Raw genomic sequence first — 16185 nt, forward strand, 5'->3', positions numbered from 1 at the left:
CTGTGCGCTACTGTACGTTTTGCAACAAATTTAAAAAATTGGTTTTATTGAAAGATAATTATTTTCTATTTCTGATAGAACACCAATATAATGAGCTTTATTAAAATATATTTTTATTCCAACAACATCATCCTTTTTGATGTAAAAAACATATCGGCCATCAAAAACAATTTTACATAAATCTTTGTTGATTGCGACAATTTCGGTTATAACACGATAGTCATCTCTTTGAGTAAAAGACCAATATGCATGATCATTTATCACAAATTCAGAGACTTGTTCACCAACATATACTTTTGGATCTTTACTATTGTTTTGAGCAAAAATAAAGTATACACCAAAAAGAAGAATAAAACACAATATAGCTTTTTTCATTATTCTCTCCCTCATGAAGACTTTTAATCAACTACTAAAAGAATATTGTATAGTATCCAAAAACACAAATAATCTTTTGTTATACTATTTTAATAACATTCTCCATTAAACATTATTGATTCACAGTGACACAATCGTCCCGCCAAACACCTTCTTCACAATATGAACAGGTAGTGGGAGTTCAAAGTCTATTTTTTGCAGGAGGCGCTGCTCTTCCAGGGAGTATTTGACTTTGTCTTCGGTGTACAGGATGCCGGTGAAATTGTTGATTGCAATCTGCATGTTGAGAGATTCGACAAACTTGTAGGTCCAACCGGGTTTTTGTTCCATAGTTTACTGCACGTTTTTCAACATCTTTTTGAGTTCGGCTTTGTAGGCATCCTTCAATTCTGGCGGATTCAAAATCTGGACTGCTGAACCGAAGCGGAGAATCCAGTAAAGGGTTTCCTGGAACTGATTTGACTCGAAGCTGAGATAGACACTTCCATCCTCGTTCTGGCGGCAAACCTGATTTTTGTGCCAGGTGCGCTCGAGGATATACGTGTTTATAGACTTATCAAAAAGAAGCTCGATTTTGATGGCTTCGGTTTCGTTGTTCCAGATTCCAAAGTATGGGTCGATGTGAACCTTCTTTTCATAATCAGGATCTGGAGTAAAAGCATCGCAAAGCACAATATCCTTCATGCGTGAAAGATTGTAGGTGCTGTATTTATTGTGTTTATGGCAGAAGCCGATAGCATACCAGTCGCCTTTCTGGCAGTAAATCTTATACGGGTCAAGCGAGTGGGGCGTATGCTCTGTACTGCTGATAGAACGGTAGCCAAAGCTGATAGTTTTATGCTGTTTAATTGCTTCAAAGATTTTATGGAAAACATCATTATCGATATTTGGAATAGGGTCAGAAATAAACTGAACTTCGTTGAGCAGGGAAGTTTGAACCTGAACCTGATTTGGAAGCATCTGAGAAATTGTATCGTAAACCTTTGTGATAGTTTCCTTGAGGGGTGTGTTGTCATAGCGCTCGAGTAGAGGAAGAATGCCAGCCATGGCCACAACTTCACCTTCGCTCACAAGGACGTTGCGTACAAAGAAGGTTTCGTCAGTAAAGTAATACCCCTTATGTATGCGATCGTATTCAATCGGTGCGTTGTAATAAAGCTTGAGCTCATCGATATTGCGCAGAATGGTTCGTCTTGAAACTTCGAGTTCCTTCATAAGACGTTCCACACTAGGATAATTCATATTCTGAATTGCTTTTTCAAGCTGCAGGAGCCTGAGTGATTTTGCATGACTTTCTCTTTGTTCTCTTTTTTTGTTTGCCATAATTTACTATTATACCACACAAATTAAGAAAATCTTTGATAATTATTCAAAATCACTTGTAAAATCAAACTCAGGCTTGGTCTTTTAATCTATAAAGAGCTCAATGTTTTGAATATTTTGATAAGTTACCGACATGAAGTTCTTAGGTAGCTTCCATGGAGTTTCCGAGATTTCCCTTTTACCTCGGAAGTTCTGCCAGCCAATAAAGTATTCCCTTGGAGAGAAGAGGGCAATCTTATGACCGGTCTTATCGTCAGTATGCATGGTCCTGTTAAATACCAGGTTTATTGCATCTTCAACGTTACGAGGATCATCATTGCATTCCGAAAGGATTTCTTCCTTGATATCATCTGATAAAACTGCAGGTAAAAACTCCTTTTCCATATTGTTGTTTTCGAGCCAGTTCTGATAGAAGCTATCTATTACATATTCCTTCATCTGTTCATGAGTATAATTTTGAATCTGAAATACTTTTAAACGATTTATGATTGGAGCCGGAACATTCTCAAGTGTGTTAGCGGTAAAGATATAGTTTACTCCAGATGCATCAACATTTAATTCGATAAAATTATCATAAAAACGTCGAGCTGTATTCTTCTCAAGTATAGAATAGAAAACAGTTTCAATTGAATAATTCTGTTTAGCATGAACCTTATCAAGTTCATCAAAATGAATAACAGGATTTTTTAATGGTCCATGCTCTGAGTTTTTAAACATAGATTCAATTATGAGGCCGTGCTTTGCATGTGTATATTCTGGGTTGCTGCCGGAAATTGCAAAATTTGGAACATCGTTCCCTAAATCAATTTTAACAGCTTTTTTCCCGAGCAAAATAACACATAAATCTGTTACAAAGCTTGTCTTTCCACAACCAGGGCCTCCAACCAATACAAAAGGACGAAAACCAAGTTCCTTGTGCTTTCTTAATTCTGAAGCTTCAAAGCATTGTAAAAGATAATCAATTACCTCTCCCATATTTGGATATTTCTTTTTGAGATTGATTACCTGTGCCTTCTTTTCTGGAGTTACAACAATATAAGATACCTGCCCTGTAAGACGTTCAATAGCATCCTGTACATCACCCTTTTTATCGGTAGTATTATGTTCAAGATGCATTTCGGCTTCATGCTCATCAATTAGAGATTCTTCTGTAGTTTTTCCAAACCATCCGGGAATCCTTGAATTGTTAAAAAGATATTTAATTGACTTGCCCTTGCAAACAGGACAGTAGTCTTCTCCTCGCTTTACCTTACGTCCAAAAGAAAACTTTTGACAAGTTTTACAGTATTTTAGAGTAACTTCTGAGTTATCAATAAATTTAAGAGTTCCATCCTCATAAATCCTTATCATATTGATAGGCGCTTGCTCTGAAGTTTTAGAGTTTGGAACCAGTGAGTCATCTTCGTAAATTATATAACCGGAATCTTCAAGTGAGAAAATTCCATCCTTATTATAATAGGTTGCTTTAATCTTGAGTTCATCAAGAATTTCTGCCAGTCTTCTTTGTACATCAGTTTTGTATTCCATATCATTTCTCCTCTGCCTGGATTTTAGTTTCCAAAGCCAATTTTATTTGATTCATAACTCCGCTTCTTATCGCGAACAATTTTACAAAGCTCTTCGGTGATATAAACCGAATTTCGTTTTTCTGGAGCAAGGAAGCGCAGCTTTCCGTTTAAGGTAGCAAAGTCTCCAGGTGTCACTTCTCCTGAGTTATATATTTTCAGAACCTGAGCATCATCAATCTCGAAGGAAGAAAAATAACTTTTACATAAGAGACTAACACCTTCTTTTGTAAGAGCCTTAAAGCCAACCTTAAAGTTGAAACGACGGTCCACAGCCTTATCCAGAATGTCTGGTAGGTTTGTGCTGCAAAAAAGGATTCCAGGATATCGCTCAATCTCAATGAGAAAGGAGTTTACCTTTGAGTCTTCAAAATGATTTACAGAATCTCCTCGGTTGTGAAGGAAGGAATCTGCTTCATCTACCAGAAGAATTGAATGCTCTTTTGCTGCCTCCTTAAAAAGTCTTGAGATATTTTGTTCTGTCTCTCCAACCCATTTGCTCAGGACTTCTGAAGGACGTACTATTTTCAACGGCTTGTTCATTTTTTTAGACACTTCTTCTGCATAAGCCGTTTTTCCTCCACCAGATATGCCATACAGCAGTACTTTGATTCCGCTTTCTTCGTCATATTCTCCTTTTTGGTACTCATCTGCATTTTTAAGCGCATTAGTAACTTCGTTTATAGGCTCAGTGGTATTTAATGCATCAACGCAGTAGTGGGAATTTTTACGAAGCTTATCGTTCTTGTTGCCGTTACTGAATTTATTTCTGAGAAGCTCAAGGGCTTCTTCCTTATTGAGTTTTTGAACAGACTTAAGAAGCTTAGAAACAGAACTCCATTGATCTGGCGGTATTGCAAGCGAATCACATTCCAGGGCAACATCAACCAGGAGATTTACAGGTAGCTCCTCCTGCAGATAAAATACTCCAAAACATTCTGCATAGTTTTTCTTTTCCGGAAGCTTCAGCTGAAGGGTATACAGAACATCAATTCCATTTTCAAGGAAGTGCTCCCGGTCTTCCTCTGTAAAGCTCTCCATAGAAAGAATCACCGGACATTTGACATTTTCTAAGATGGAAGAGTAGCTCTGTTTTTTATTAAAAATTTGTGCAAGCGGATTTTCTGATTCCTCCTGCAGCAGGAGTTTACATAAGTCTTTATTAATAAAAAGGGCATGATGATTAATCTCTAATGAAAGCACATAAATATAAAACTCCATTTCTGCTTTGCTTGTACCCTTATACATCTGTGTAAACTCATAAATTCCGTCAAAGCAATCGTGATAATAATCAGCTAAAAAGTATTCGTTTCTGTAATCACTATCGCTGCAGATAACCATAAAGCCCTTCAGCTTACGCATTATTTCCAGTTCTTTCTGATTCAATCTGCCGGTTTCTTTGTAATCATAAATATCACAACACTTAGGAGGTACAACTCTCCAGCAAATGAAGGCCGGATTTTCATTCATAAAATATGAATAAACATAGCTGCTGATTTTCCAGGGAGCAGAAAAAAGCCCTAGCTGAATAAGCTCACTGTTAGTCTTTCGAGAATAGGCAAGTTCATCCTTTTTTTTAATCCCGCAAATATGACAGAAAAGATGGGCTTTATATTCATCATTTTTATACTCGGGAAAAAGCCAGCCCCATTCTTCATTTGCAATAGCCAGAACAAAGAGAACTCGTTCGGAGTAAGACAGTTCAAGCCCATTAAAGAAATCCTTAAAATATTCTTTATCAAGAATTGCTTTTAAGGGATTTGTATCCGGATATTCTTTTTCATTTTTCTTGTCCAAAAGGTAAAGGATAATTCCATATTTCTGATAGTCCTCTTCAAGATCCTTACTTAAAGAAGTAACTACCTCATCCAGATCAAAACCATCACCATGCTTTAAGCCTTCATATTTTTCATGCTCAGAAGTTTTTAGAACTGAAAGATAAATATCGCTCAAGGCAATTATTGAGTCGTGATCTAGAACTCCTCTAATAAAGTCCTTTGCCAATTCGTTTTTTTCAAGGTTAATCTGCTGATAGTTTTTAATATAAATGTAGGATGATAAAGCTTTATCCTGGAAATTTAGACAAGCATTATCTGTTTCTTTTTTCATAAGACCACTGTATGAATTACTAACTTCCATTTCATCACCTCGCTTCTTCAAAATCTATGCTTCAACAATAATGCAGGTTTTGGAGTTTGTAATTAAAGCAAGACTTGAATCAAGCCAGACTTTAAAAACGTCATTTTCAAGCAACGCTTTAATTACAAAGCAGAGAAAAGCTCTTACACTAGGGCCAACTCAGCAGTTGCTGGAAATAAAAAAATCCCTGGAGGATGATATGAAAAAAATCATTTTAATTACAATTTCGTGTGCTGTTCTTGCAAGCAGTCTTTTTGCAAAATCAAATAGTCTTCTCGGAAATATCGAAAAGCTTTCTAATAGTCTGGACAAAACAGAAATCAAGGGAGTAGAGGGAACAATCCCAGAAGGAAAGACTCTTCGCGGTGGAGTAAGACTTCTTCTCGACATTAAGCCGGATGCAAGTGACACAAAGGTAAAGGCAATTCTACCGGATGTTCAGTCCATTGACCTTTTAAATGATGTTTACAAAATCCATATGAAGGTGATTTCAAAAATTGCAATTGGGCATTCCTGCGAGGAATCTTGGGCCGCAATTTCAAAATCAGAAAATGGCTTCCTTGTAAAAATCGAAAAGTTCAAGACCTATGCCTGCAATCCAGATGGTTCTTCTGTTGGAGACATTCGTGATATGAGTGCAAAGTATTTTGATAAGCTTGCACAGTGGTATGTAGATTCACTCATCGAGCTTTGCACAAAAACTTCTGAAGAAGACTTTGCAGCTGCAGATGCAAGTATGCTTACAAACCTGCCATATTATTGTGATGTTGCCAAGACCGCCGCTAATAAACTGAAGTCAAAGAAATGGTATAACGAGCATCCTATTGAAGGCCTGCCAATTTCCGGAAAATATTATTTCTGGGGAATTGATGAAAGTAAAACACCGGGCTTTGCTTACGAGCTTAAGTTCGCCTTCGTTGATAAAAATCTGAAGTCATACTTCTTCTCTGTTTTGAGCAACAACGATTCTTACATCGACCTTAAAGAAGATACAGCGGTGAACATTAATGGTATAATCCGTTCTGTTTCCTATTCTGATTTTGGAAATGATTATAAAGTTTCAGATATCGTAATTGAAGAACGATAGGGAAGTGTGTAATCTGCCAGAGCCTCGTTCTTAGAACTGGGGCCCTGGTTTCACAAATCAAGTTACAAAAATTCAAGTTGCGCTTTAATTTAAAAAATAATGATTGACATATGGCATGACATCGTCTATTCTGAAGATGTTAGCACAAGTTGCTTTCATGCCATATCTAGTTTAGATATAAGTCCGTGGTGGCAATACGGAGTTTTGAAAAGATTAATTTCTTTTATTTTTGCATTCAGTTTGAATGCAGAAGGTGTGGCGTTGCTATGCCTAAATCAAAACTCCAGAGGTATTGTATGAAACAGACTTTTGATTCTAAGCATTTTTTAAATCCAGTAATTCTTCCATCAGAAACAGCAAATAATATTTCCAATTATATCAAGGCCAGTAATCTTAAGATTAAAGACCTTCAAAATCTTTTTGGTTTTGAACAGCCTCAGGCTATTTATAACTGGCGATCAGGAAAAGATCTGCCAAGTATAGATAATCTTGTAAAACTTGCTCACTTTCTTAATACTACAGTAGACACGCTTATTGCCGTTGATCTGCGCGAAAATGAAGCAGTATATGATGTGCCTGATGAATTTCAAATCCGATAATTAAGAGAGATTATTATGACCATATATTTTTCATTAGAAGGTGTTCTCGTTGATCAGAAGATAGAATGGCTTCAAGGTTCTAAAGAAGTTTTTGAGGGAGTTTCAGACTTTGCAAGAAGCATTGGCTGGAATGTAAAAATTCTTGCAAAATATAACAAGAAGAAGCCCGAAAGCAAAGATGAAATAATCGAATGGTGTCTCAAAAATCTGGGACTGTCAAAATCAAAAATTAAGCCAGTTCCAAATAATGAAGACAAGCTCAAATATGCTAATCCTGAAACTTTTTTAATAGATCCTAAGATTGAAATTGTAAACGGCTTTATGTATTCAGGAGGCACTGCAATTTTGTTTGATGGTCTTGCTTCTGGGGTAAAGAAAATCAAGTTCTTAATTGAAACAATTAAAGAACTTGAAGTTGAGGCAACGATGAATAAAGGGTTAAAGAGTTTGCAGTATCCGCCTGCTATTTTACAAAGTCGCCTAATATATTTGTTTAGAAAAAGTGGATTTGATTCTGTCCAAGTCCAATATGATGCATGTCGTTGTACTGCTTATGATGAAGCAGATTCATATTTAAGTTTTTGGGCGGATCCTGCGCTTGGGCTCGAAGGACAGACTGAGCTGGGAATTAAATTTGATTCGGTCACTGCTTTGTATTTTGAACAGCAGGATTTTTTGGAAAACCCCTGGTCTGTCTATACCATTGAAACACAACCTTTGTCTACTCTTCCCCAAAAGACAGATTTTGGCAGTGAACTAGAAAAGAAACTTTACGAGTACTACATGAAAGAAAACAAACCTTATATGAAACATTATGAAAAAAGTCTTTTTTCAAAAATACAGAAAAATATTGAGAAAAATCAGAATCTAAAAAACTTCATGCATCTCCATTATTGTGAACAGCTTTCTATTTTGATGTTTGTTTATATGAATCTTGTAGCAAATATGCTGCAAGAGGAACTGGCTGGGAAAGTTGATTGATGCTATAATGTAAATTACGGAGTGACAAATGAAAAAACTACTAATTCTTTTCTTAATTTTGTTTGTTAGTGCAAACTTATTTTCCGAAGACATAAAAGTAAAAACCGGAGATGTATTTGGCTCCTCTATGACAGATTATTTTACACCAGTTGCAAAAGGAATCCGAGGCAGTTGGACCTGTGTTTCCAGCATCAAAAATGTTGAAAAGGATTTATGGTGCCTCACACTCATTGTTGATTCAAAAACAAATCAGACTCCAAAAACCTTTGAATACTACGTTCGCCCTGGTGACGTTATCAGCGTTTGCCACTTTCCGGATATCCAGAAAGAATTACAGCTGAAGGTAAAATCCATCAAGTGGAACGAAGCTGTTCTGGAAGTGGTGAATTAGATAGGAAACAAAATATGCGACAAAAGAAAAAGAAGTTAAAAGAGACAAGGATACAAACAAGCTTCCGATGTTTTATACAAAATTATTAGCTAAAGGGAGACACATAAAATGAAACTTTTAATCGTAATCGACATGCAAAATGATTTTATAGATGGTTCGCTTGGAACAAAAGAAGCTGTTGCAATCGTACCCAATGTTGCAAAGAAAATCGCCAGTGCCCGTGCTGCAGGTGAGACCGTAATCTTTACCCGCGATACTCATCAAAAATGTTATCTGGAAACGCAGGAAGGAAAGAATCTTCCAGTTCTTCACTGTGTAGAAGGAAGTGAAGGCTGGAAGATTTCAAGCAAGCTGGAAGTAGGGGACAGCCGCATTTTTAATAAGCCATCGTTTGGTTCTATGGAGCTAGCTGATTATGTTGCAACTTTAAGCGACCTTGAAGAAATAGAACTTATCGGCCTTTGCACTGGAATCTGCGTTATCAGCAATGCTTTTATTCTTAAGGCAAAACTCCCAGAAATAAAGATTACGGTTGATGCAAGCTGCTGTGCCTGCGTAACTCCAGAAAGTCATAAAACAGCACTTTCTGCTATGAAGTTCTGCCAGATTAATGTAATTAACGAGTAAGAGATGAAAGTAATAGTCAGTGCCTGTCTTGCCGGAGATAACTGCAAATACAACGGTGGAAACAACCTCAATCAGAAAATGATGGATTTTCTCCAGACTCATGAGATAATAAAAGTCTGCCCTGAAGTTTTGGGCGGTCTTCCAACTCCGCGTCCTTCCGCAGAAATTGTAAACGGTCAGGTTATGAATACTGAAGGAAAGAACATCACAAAAGAGTTTTCCCTCGGTGCTCAAAAAGCTTTTGAAATTGTCCAGCAAGAAAATCCTGATTTGATAATTCTCCAGAGTCGAAGTCCTTCATGTGGGATTAAGCAAATTTATGACGGGACTTTCTCTGGCAAGAAAATCCATGGACATGGACTTTTTGCAGAGCTTTGCATTAAGGCCGGATACAAGGTGCTGGATATTGAAGATATGTAAACGTAAATTCAATTTACGGATATTTCCTAATCAGATGCTCTACCAGACTTATATCAAATGGTGCAATGTGAACAACGAAAGAATTATGAGTCAAAAATGGCTCACAATGCGAATGAGTGAAAAAGGCTTTAAGCGAATGGTTAGTAATAATGGAAGGATTTGGCTGGGGCTTGCCAGGAAACCTCAGTGGGAAAAATAATCTTTAGAAACTAATCCAAGAATTATTAAAAACTATAATGGCTTAAATAGGTCTATAATCTGGCTCCATACTCAATCAACAAATTACTAATAGTTTTCTTTTCTTTATTCTTTTCTATACTAAATTGAAGAGCTGAGGTTCCATCCAATAAACAGGTATTTGGATTTGCATTATGTTCAAGTAAAACCCTTGCAAAATCTAAATTATTAAATTTTATAGCAAATAATAAAGCTGTCCAACCATATAAATTCTTAGAATCAATTTTGATTTTACTTCTTGAAATTATTATTTCTGCAAGTTCTTTTGCCCCCTGTGTAGCGGCATACATCAGAAGATTATCATTAGAAATATCTAATAAATTCATATCGGCTCCAGAATTAATTAATAATTCTATAAAATCATATGAACCATGGAGGGCCGAAAGCATTAACGGTCTAATACCATCAACTAAGTCTTTGTTTATATCATAACCTGCATCTATTAGATTCTGCATTTTTATTAAATCATTACTTTTGAGAACATCGAGAAATTTATCTTTACATAATTCATTTATTCTGTATTCATGAATATTCATTTTATCGCTCCTTTTAGAATTGATTTATTTATAAACTACTAATTAATTTGTCGCATAATAAGCAACAAATCATTCGTATACATTAGGTATTTTGCATGCAATATAGATAACAGTAAGTTTATATGTCAAAAACATAACACACCCCTTCTTTTTAATACAATACTTAAAAAATCAATTCATTTGGTCAAATAATATAAGACTTTTAAATACACTGTATTTTCTTTGTCTAAATTAAAAAGTCGCTTATCATTTGACCTATTAATTATTGAACTAATGTATTTTATATCTAGAAAAACAACGGATATTGTAATGATAACGATAAAATGTCGGCTATCAGTTGACCACAACAACCATAAGATTAGTTATTTTAGTCTTATAAAAAGAAGGAGACAATTTATGTCAAATGTTTCAAAAATTCTGGAAAAAGTAGAATGTATGCAAAATGAAAAGTCAAAACTTAAAAATGAAGAAAGTGTTACTTTCTTTAAGCTGGGAGAAAAATCCTTTCTACAAGGAGATTATAATAGTGCTGAATATTGGTGGGAAAAAGGAGCTGAAAATGGTTGTTTGAAATCAAAAAATGCATTGACTTCACTTGTTTTACAATCTATGGATAGAAATTCTATTTATAATATTCCAATTTCTGCATGTCGTCGAACTTGCGGTGGAAATGCTCCAAGTTACATATGGGATAGAACAAGAATTAATGGAAAATATAGAGGTAGATAAATTTATAATTGCCTAATAACGAATATATATAGAAAAGAAAACCTATGATATAATTAGGATACATTTCATATTACTTGGGGTATGTGATGAAATTAGAATTTGATAAATCAGCAAAAAATAAGAATGAACTTGTTTTAGAAAAACGAGTACCATTGAGAGTATTTGGAAAAAGCCAAGTTTATTTAATGACAAATGACTTCAACATAATTATTGAAAAATTAAAATCATTTCAATGTAGAATACCAACTTCAGATGATTTTATAGAAGATCCATCGCTTGCAAATAATGTTCGTATTAAAATGCAAGATTTAAAAGCAAATTGGGCTTTAATAATATCAAATACCCCTGCATTAAACTATTTAGACCCAATAACACAAAAATCTTATACTATTAATATTAAAAATTTATCTCATAGTGATGATAAATGGACTTTTATAAAAATATTCCAATATATTAAAGATAATAACATTGATGGAATCAAAGAAATTGTACTTAGTGGTTATGACATAGAACAATACATAGGATATGGATTTACCCCATTAATGTTTGCAGTTTTAGCAAATAAACCTGATGTAGTAAAAACATTGTTAGAATTAGGTGCAGATATAAATGCAACAGATATAAATGGCTGTACGCCATTAATGTATGCATTAAAAAATGAATCATTTGATGTTGTTGATATACTCCTTTCTGATAAAAATATTGATTTAGAAAAAAAAGATAACACAGGTTCAACAGCTTTATTCAAATTAATTGATGGTTTTAATCCTATAAAGATTATATATGATATGACTTATTCAAAAACTTCCTGTTTGGATGTGCTTTTTAGATTGCATAAAGCAGGAGCAAATATTAATGCAATTAATTATTCTGGAGAATCAGTTCTTACCTATAGCATCATTAAACAGAGTAGTCCTATTACTGTTTCATTAATTCATCTTGGTGCAGATGTAAATTATGCAAATAAAATGGGCCAAACGCCATTAATTATTGCTTCACAATTCGGTACTGAATCATCAATTAATTTCTTAATAGAAGCTGGTGCAAAAAGTGATTTTATTGATTGTAATAACAATACAGCTTTTTTAGCAGCTGTTAAGAATAATAAATATAAAAATGTTGAAGTTTTGATTAATAATTTTGAGATTAAAAAAGAAGAATATTCGCAAGCAGTAACAGAAAGTGTAATGCACGGCTTTGTTGATACTACTGATATTCTATTGAAAAATGCAAAAGATCAAAAAGAAATGACTTATGCTGCACTTATTTCAGCATGTCATACAGACAATCCCAACATTATTCATATATGTATGGATTATGATTGTAATATTAATGAAACCTGGTATTTTGATATGACTCCATTAATGATTGCTTGTTATGAAAATGCAACTAAAACAGTAGCACAATTACTTGCATATGGAGCGGATATTAATAAATCTGACCAAGATGGTATAACAGCATTAATGTATGCTGCCAGTAAGAATAATTCTATTTTAATAAAATATCTAATTCAAAATGATGCTAATATAAATTTAAAAGATAATAATAATAAGACTTTTGAAGATTATACCTCCATTTATGACTCACGTACATTTACAACTTTTTTTATTGAGCGCGGAAAAAAATTAACGCATAAGGAACAGAGGCCTGATAACATTCCTAATACAATAATGTCATTTGGTGATTGCCTAAATTGGTATAAACAAAAATACTGGGAGAGATTTCCTGATAAAAAAGAGCCTGATATTTATAATAATGGAGGAATCTCAAAACAAACATATTCAAAAAACATTAAGGAATGCAACCGTAATCCAGATTACCACCCCAAAAAAGACACTGTGTTAAAATTTGCATTAGGATTGCAGTTGAAACTAAATGAAGCTGAAACTCTATTACATAGTGCAGGATATACATTTACAGAACGTGATAAAAAAGATATTGAAATAAAATCACTTTTAAGAGAAGGCAATTATGAACGGGAAGATTGGAGTGTACGACTATATAATATTACTGGCAAGGCCTTTTTTGATGCACTTATTGAAAGAGAGGAGAAATAGTCTATGGATGTAAAACCAAACGATATAACAATTAATTCACATAGAATGGTAAATGAATTTAATGAGAACTTGAACAAATTACTACCACCTTTAGAACAAGAAGTGATAAGATTACACTTTGGTTTTAACAATGAAGGTGTTTCACATACAATGAAAGCAATTGCAAAAAAATTAAGCATTTCTGAAGAAGAAGTTCATAATATTTTACAAAAGACACTTAAAATGAAAGAGTTATGGAAAACACCAATACCTTTTGAAATAAAAAAACAAAAGGAAGAAAAAAATATTAATTATTTTGAAAAGAGTGATTTGCAAAAGCAAATTATTAGCATTTTAGATTCTTTACCAACTTTTGAAAGAGAAGTTATATCAAAAAAATATGGTCTTGAAACAGGTACTGAACAATCTGATGCTGAAATCCAAAATTATTTTAATATAACTTCAGATGAATTAGAAAAAATGCTACAAAAAGTGAATCGAAGAATAACTCATAATCCATTCAAAATATAAATAAGTCGCTTATAAATTGACCTATATAAATAAAAAAACAGTTATTGTGTATTCAATAACTGTTTTTTTATTTGGAGGTTTATATGAGTAATTCAAAAGAAGCAGAGTTCGAAAAATCAATTGATGTGATGTCTACAACAATTGCAGAATGCACAGTTAAAGTAAAAGAAGGAGTCTGCAATAAAGACACCTGCCATAATTGTGATTTACATCAATGGTTGAATAATTGTCTTTTACAATTGCCTGATATTTACAAGATACGTATTATGAATGATGTAAAGGAAAAAGTTGCTTTGTATGAATCTGTTCGGGAACAAGAAGAAAAAAATAAAGCTCCAAAGAAAGAATTAACAAAAGAAGAACAAATAAAAATCTCTCTGCATAATTTCAAGGTCATGCATTTAGATCCTGTCGGAGAAGTATTAGGAGAAGCTTTAGTTTATATATTATCAATTATTGTATTCCCTTTATTGTTAATCATACTTCCAGTATCTTGCCTCGCCAGCGTCTATGGACAATCTTTAAATGACTATGATTACACACGTTATGCATTACCAGGAGAAGCAAGTTATGCTGGCATATATCGGAAAAACATTCTTGATACTCTGGATAAAACATATAAATATGCTGTAGATGTAAATAATGATGGTTTGATTAATTGTATAGATTATTCGTGCATTTTTAAAACTCTATGGGATAAATCTTTTGATAGCAAAAACTGTGAAATAGTTCGTAATAAAAGCTTCACTATGAATCATTTATTTATACGTGTTCGACAACATGGAGGAACTCCCTGGGAATGCATTGAGCCACAAGCAGCGAAGAAAGATATTACTAAATACTTTATGGAAGATTTTTGGTCGGTAAGAGAATATAACCCAATTTATAATATTTATGGAGAAACAGACAAATGGTTACAGGAAATAAAAACATACTAAATATCTTAAGAAAATTAAATTGGAAAAAATACATCATAATATGTATTTTTTTATTTTGTTGAATTCTCTTTAGAAATAAAACTTCTAAAAACTCATTAGAATTTATTTCTAATGAGTTTTTTTGATGACCTAAGACTGAGAGGAATTAATTCTTCAATCTATTAAGTACATCATTTGAAATAACTTTTACCCAGATAGGAATTAAATGTTCTTCTTTTGGGAATTTGAATTTTATTTTTTTTGCATTAATCTATCATTTCTATAAAAAAAACTGGGGTATCATTTTCATCCATACCAATATACCCATAAAAATCTGCAAAACAATTAATAGCATGATATATTTGGCGTTGTTCATGAAGATATAAAATACGATTAATCAATTTTTCTGACTTAGAATCTGGTGAAATTTTTACCTTTAAATAATTATCATAATAATCAATCAAAGTTATATAATTACCATCATCTGATAAATCATAAATTCTCATTGTATCAAACATAATATCTTCATCTATATAATCATTAGCAAGTAATTTAAATCTAGAAACAGTCCATTTACTATATCCTAAAGGTTTATCCTTATTTTCTTTTATTTCATAAGCTACAGTAGATTTTTCTTTATCATATAGTTGAATACTTGTTCCCATTAATTTATTAACTAATAAGTTAATACCAGAACAAGATATATACTCAGGAAATACAAACTCATCTTGGTCTTTTCTCATTCTAAAAGTATTAACATATTCATTTACATATTCGTCCAGCGATGGTTCATTATCAAATTCTTCTTCAAATTTTGCTTCAAAACTAATTAATTTATCAAAACTAAAACGTAAATCACATTCCGTAAAGCCATCAGTCTGATTCCAATATCTCACCATCACGGCTGATTACAACAATGCGCCAGGGAAGGAATTTTCCGCTTGCTTTAAGGGCATCTGTTGCAGCACGTTCAAGTCCTCCGCAGCAGGGAACTTCCATTCTCACAATAGTAAGACTCTTTATGTTGTTCTGACTTATGATCGCTGTAAGCTTTTCTGTGTAGTCGCCTTCATCTAGTTTTGGACAGCCGACGAGCGTAATGTGATTCTTGATAAAATCCCTATGGAAAGCAGCGTATGCATAGGCTGTACAGTCAGCGGCAATCAGAAGATTTGCATTTTCATAAAAAGGTGCCTGAACAGGAAGCAGTTTGATTTGAACCGGCCACTGCATCAGTTCGCTTTTTACAGCGGTTTTCTCTGAAGATTCATTTTCTGAGTCACATGAGGTCTGAACTCGATTAAACGTATGCATTGCACTTCCAGGGCAGCCGCCTGTGTGAGGATGAGCCATGGGAGCACCCGATGCCTGCTGAGCGAGAATCTGTTTTCTCATTTCAACAGCAGCCGGATTATATTCTGCACTTTCGCGCTCTTCAATAGTAATTGCATTTGCAGGGCAAGCAGGGAGACAGTCTCCAAAACCATCGCAAAAATCATCACGCAAAAGATGTGCCTTTCCATTTTCCATAACAATTGCATTTTCGTGGCAGGCAGAAGCACATAAACCACAACCAGTGCATTTTTCTTCATCAATCTTAACAATCTTTCTAATCATAATTAACCTCGATTTAATCCTTTTTGCAGCTTTAATTTATCAGCAGGTAATGAAAAAGAATGTTGTTAAAACAAC

The 16185-nt window shown here is 33.9% G+C and carries 18 protein-coding genes; 10 read left to right on the top strand and 8 right to left on the bottom strand.

Features of this window, described 5'->3' with window-relative positions:
• Positions 1 to 30: 30 nt before the first annotated feature.
• From BM161_RS09935 to BM161_RS09955, 5 genes are all read right to left on the bottom strand, one after another.
• Positions 31 to 375, bottom strand: a complete 345-nt coding sequence (locus BM161_RS09935; RefSeq protein WP_074932329.1) for a hypothetical protein — start codon at positions 373 to 375, stop codon at positions 31 to 33.
• Between the two features lie 120 nt (positions 376 to 495).
• Positions 496 to 705, bottom strand: coding sequence for a hypothetical protein (locus tag BM161_RS09940; protein ID WP_074932331.1), 210 nt, complete (start codon positions 703 to 705; stop codon positions 496 to 498).
• Positions 706 to 708: 3 nt separating this feature from the next.
• Positions 709 to 1698, bottom strand: coding sequence for a helix-turn-helix transcriptional regulator (locus BM161_RS09945; protein ID WP_074932333.1), 990 nt, complete (start codon positions 1696 to 1698; stop codon positions 709 to 711).
• Positions 1699 to 1782: 84 nt separating this feature from the next.
• The gene (locus BM161_RS09950; protein ID WP_074932334.1) at positions 1783 to 3225 is read right to left on the bottom strand and encodes an AAA family ATPase; all 1443 of its coding nucleotides are present in this window, start codon (positions 3223 to 3225) and stop codon (positions 1783 to 1785) included.
• 23 nt (positions 3226 to 3248) lie between these two features.
• Positions 3249 to 5402 (bottom strand): ATP-binding protein, encoded by a 2154-nt coding sequence (locus BM161_RS09955; RefSeq protein WP_074932336.1) that lies wholly within the window; start codon positions 5400 to 5402, stop codon positions 3249 to 3251.
• A 199-nt stretch (positions 5403 to 5601) separates the two neighbouring features.
• Here BM161_RS09955 and BM161_RS09960 point away from each other — a divergent pair, with 199 nt between their 5' ends.
• The 6 genes from BM161_RS09960 to BM161_RS09985 all read left to right on the top strand — a co-directional run bounded on the left by BM161_RS09960 (position 5602) and on the right by BM161_RS09985 (position 9507).
• A complete protein-coding gene (locus tag BM161_RS09960) occupies positions 5602 to 6489 on the top strand; it encodes a hypothetical protein (protein WP_143090539.1) in 888 nt (295 codons plus the stop codon).
• Between the two features lie 296 nt (positions 6490 to 6785).
• The gene (locus BM161_RS09965) at positions 6786 to 7088 is read left to right on the top strand and encodes a helix-turn-helix domain-containing protein (RefSeq protein WP_083425763.1); all 303 of its coding nucleotides are present in this window, start codon (positions 6786 to 6788) and stop codon (positions 7086 to 7088) included.
• 15 nt (positions 7089 to 7103) lie between these two features.
• Positions 7104 to 8069: a hypothetical protein gene (locus BM161_RS09970; RefSeq protein ID WP_074932339.1), complete on the top strand. Its 966-nt coding sequence runs from the start codon at positions 7104 to 7106 to the stop codon at positions 8067 to 8069.
• A gap of 28 nt (positions 8070 to 8097) precedes the next feature.
• A complete protein-coding gene (locus BM161_RS09975) occupies positions 8098 to 8460 on the top strand; it encodes a hypothetical protein (RefSeq protein ID WP_074932341.1) in 363 nt (120 codons plus the stop codon).
• A 108-nt stretch (positions 8461 to 8568) separates the two neighbouring features.
• Positions 8569 to 9087, top strand: a complete 519-nt coding sequence (locus tag BM161_RS09980) for a cysteine hydrolase family protein (protein WP_074932343.1) — start codon at positions 8569 to 8571, stop codon at positions 9085 to 9087.
• Between the two features lie 3 nt (positions 9088 to 9090).
• The gene (locus tag BM161_RS09985; protein WP_074932344.1) at positions 9091 to 9507 is read left to right on the top strand and encodes a 2-thiouracil desulfurase family protein; all 417 of its coding nucleotides are present in this window, start codon (positions 9091 to 9093) and stop codon (positions 9505 to 9507) included.
• A 251-nt stretch (positions 9508 to 9758) separates the two neighbouring features.
• Here the strand turns inward: BM161_RS09985 and BM161_RS09990 are convergent, their stop codons facing one another.
• Positions 9759 to 10280, bottom strand: a complete 522-nt coding sequence (locus BM161_RS09990; RefSeq protein WP_074932346.1) for an ankyrin repeat domain-containing protein — start codon at positions 10278 to 10280, stop codon at positions 9759 to 9761.
• Between the two features lie 396 nt (positions 10281 to 10676).
• On the opposite strand from BM161_RS09990, the gene BM161_RS09995 reads away from it, so the two are divergent.
• From BM161_RS09995 to BM161_RS10010, 4 genes are all read left to right on the top strand, one after another.
• Entirely contained in the window at positions 10677 to 11009 is a 333-nt protein-coding gene (locus tag BM161_RS09995) for a hypothetical protein (protein ID WP_074932348.1), read from the top strand.
• A gap of 86 nt (positions 11010 to 11095) precedes the next feature.
• Entirely contained in the window at positions 11096 to 13066 is a 1971-nt protein-coding gene (locus BM161_RS10000; RefSeq protein ID WP_074932350.1) for an ankyrin repeat domain-containing protein, read from the top strand.
• Between the two features lie 3 nt (positions 13067 to 13069).
• Complete coding sequence (locus BM161_RS10005) at positions 13070 to 13576, top strand: sigma factor-like helix-turn-helix DNA-binding protein (protein WP_074932351.1); 507 nt, start codon at positions 13070 to 13072, stop codon at positions 13574 to 13576.
• An 83-nt stretch (positions 13577 to 13659) separates the two neighbouring features.
• Positions 13660 to 14514, top strand: a complete 855-nt coding sequence (locus BM161_RS10010; protein ID WP_074932352.1) for a hypothetical protein — start codon at positions 13660 to 13662, stop codon at positions 14512 to 14514.
• A gap of 245 nt (positions 14515 to 14759) precedes the next feature.
• On the opposite strand, the gene BM161_RS10015 is transcribed toward BM161_RS10010, so the two are convergent.
• Both BM161_RS10015 and BM161_RS10020 read right to left on the bottom strand, forming a co-directional pair.
• Positions 14760 to 15392 (bottom strand): hypothetical protein, encoded by a 633-nt coding sequence (locus tag BM161_RS10015; protein ID WP_074932354.1) that lies wholly within the window; start codon positions 15390 to 15392, stop codon positions 14760 to 14762.
• The gene (locus BM161_RS10020) at positions 15367 to 16110 is read right to left on the bottom strand and encodes an ATP-binding protein (RefSeq protein WP_074932355.1); all 744 of its coding nucleotides are present in this window, start codon (positions 16108 to 16110) and stop codon (positions 15367 to 15369) included. The genes BM161_RS10015 and BM161_RS10020 overlap by 26 nt, the downstream gene beginning before the upstream one ends.
• Positions 16111 to 16185 lie beyond the last annotated feature (75 nt).

The organism is Treponema bryantii, from assembly GCF_900113965.1.
GTDB lineage: Bacteria > Spirochaetota > Spirochaetia > Treponematales > Treponemataceae > Treponema_D > Treponema_D bryantii_A.

Coding starts and splice junctions, on each gene's coding strand:
- BM161_RS09935 (WP_074932329.1), bottom strand. CDS start 375: ATGAAAAAAGCTATATTGTGTTTTATTCTTCTTTTTGGTGTATACTTT.
- BM161_RS09940 (WP_074932331.1), bottom strand. CDS start 705: ATGGAACAAAAACCCGGTTGGACCTACAAGTTTGTCGAATCTCTCAAC.
- BM161_RS09945 (WP_074932333.1), bottom strand. CDS start 1,698: ATGGCAAACAAAAAAAGAGAACAAAGAGAAAGTCATGCAAAATCACTC.
- BM161_RS09950 (WP_074932334.1), bottom strand. CDS start 3,225: ATGGAATACAAAACTGATGTACAAAGAAGACTGGCAGAAATTCTTGAT.
- BM161_RS09955 (WP_074932336.1), bottom strand. CDS start 5,402: ATGGAAGTTAGTAATTCATACAGTGGTCTTATGAAAAAAGAAACAGAT.
- BM161_RS09960 (WP_143090539.1), top strand. CDS start 5,602: ATGAAAAAAATCATTTTAATTACAATTTCGTGTGCTGTTCTTGCAAGC.
- BM161_RS09965 (WP_083425763.1), top strand. CDS start 6,786: ATGAAACAGACTTTTGATTCTAAGCATTTTTTAAATCCAGTAATTCTT.
- BM161_RS09970 (WP_074932339.1), top strand. CDS start 7,104: ATGACCATATATTTTTCATTAGAAGGTGTTCTCGTTGATCAGAAGATA.
- BM161_RS09975 (WP_074932341.1), top strand. CDS start 8,098: ATGAAAAAACTACTAATTCTTTTCTTAATTTTGTTTGTTAGTGCAAAC.
- BM161_RS09980 (WP_074932343.1), top strand. CDS start 8,569: ATGAAACTTTTAATCGTAATCGACATGCAAAATGATTTTATAGATGGT.
- BM161_RS09985 (WP_074932344.1), top strand. CDS start 9,091: ATGAAAGTAATAGTCAGTGCCTGTCTTGCCGGAGATAACTGCAAATAC.
- BM161_RS09990 (WP_074932346.1), bottom strand. CDS start 10,280: ATGAATATTCATGAATACAGAATAAATGAATTATGTAAAGATAAATTT.
- BM161_RS09995 (WP_074932348.1), top strand. CDS start 10,677: ATGTCAAATGTTTCAAAAATTCTGGAAAAAGTAGAATGTATGCAAAAT.
- BM161_RS10000 (WP_074932350.1), top strand. CDS start 11,096: ATGAAATTAGAATTTGATAAATCAGCAAAAAATAAGAATGAACTTGTT.
- BM161_RS10005 (WP_074932351.1), top strand. CDS start 13,070: ATGGATGTAAAACCAAACGATATAACAATTAATTCACATAGAATGGTA.
- BM161_RS10010 (WP_074932352.1), top strand. CDS start 13,660: ATGAGTAATTCAAAAGAAGCAGAGTTCGAAAAATCAATTGATGTGATG.
- BM161_RS10015 (WP_074932354.1), bottom strand. CDS start 15,392: ATGGTGAGATATTGGAATCAGACTGATGGCTTTACGGAATGTGATTTA.
- BM161_RS10020 (WP_074932355.1), bottom strand. CDS start 16,110: ATGATTAGAAAGATTGTTAAGATTGATGAAGAAAAATGCACTGGTTGT.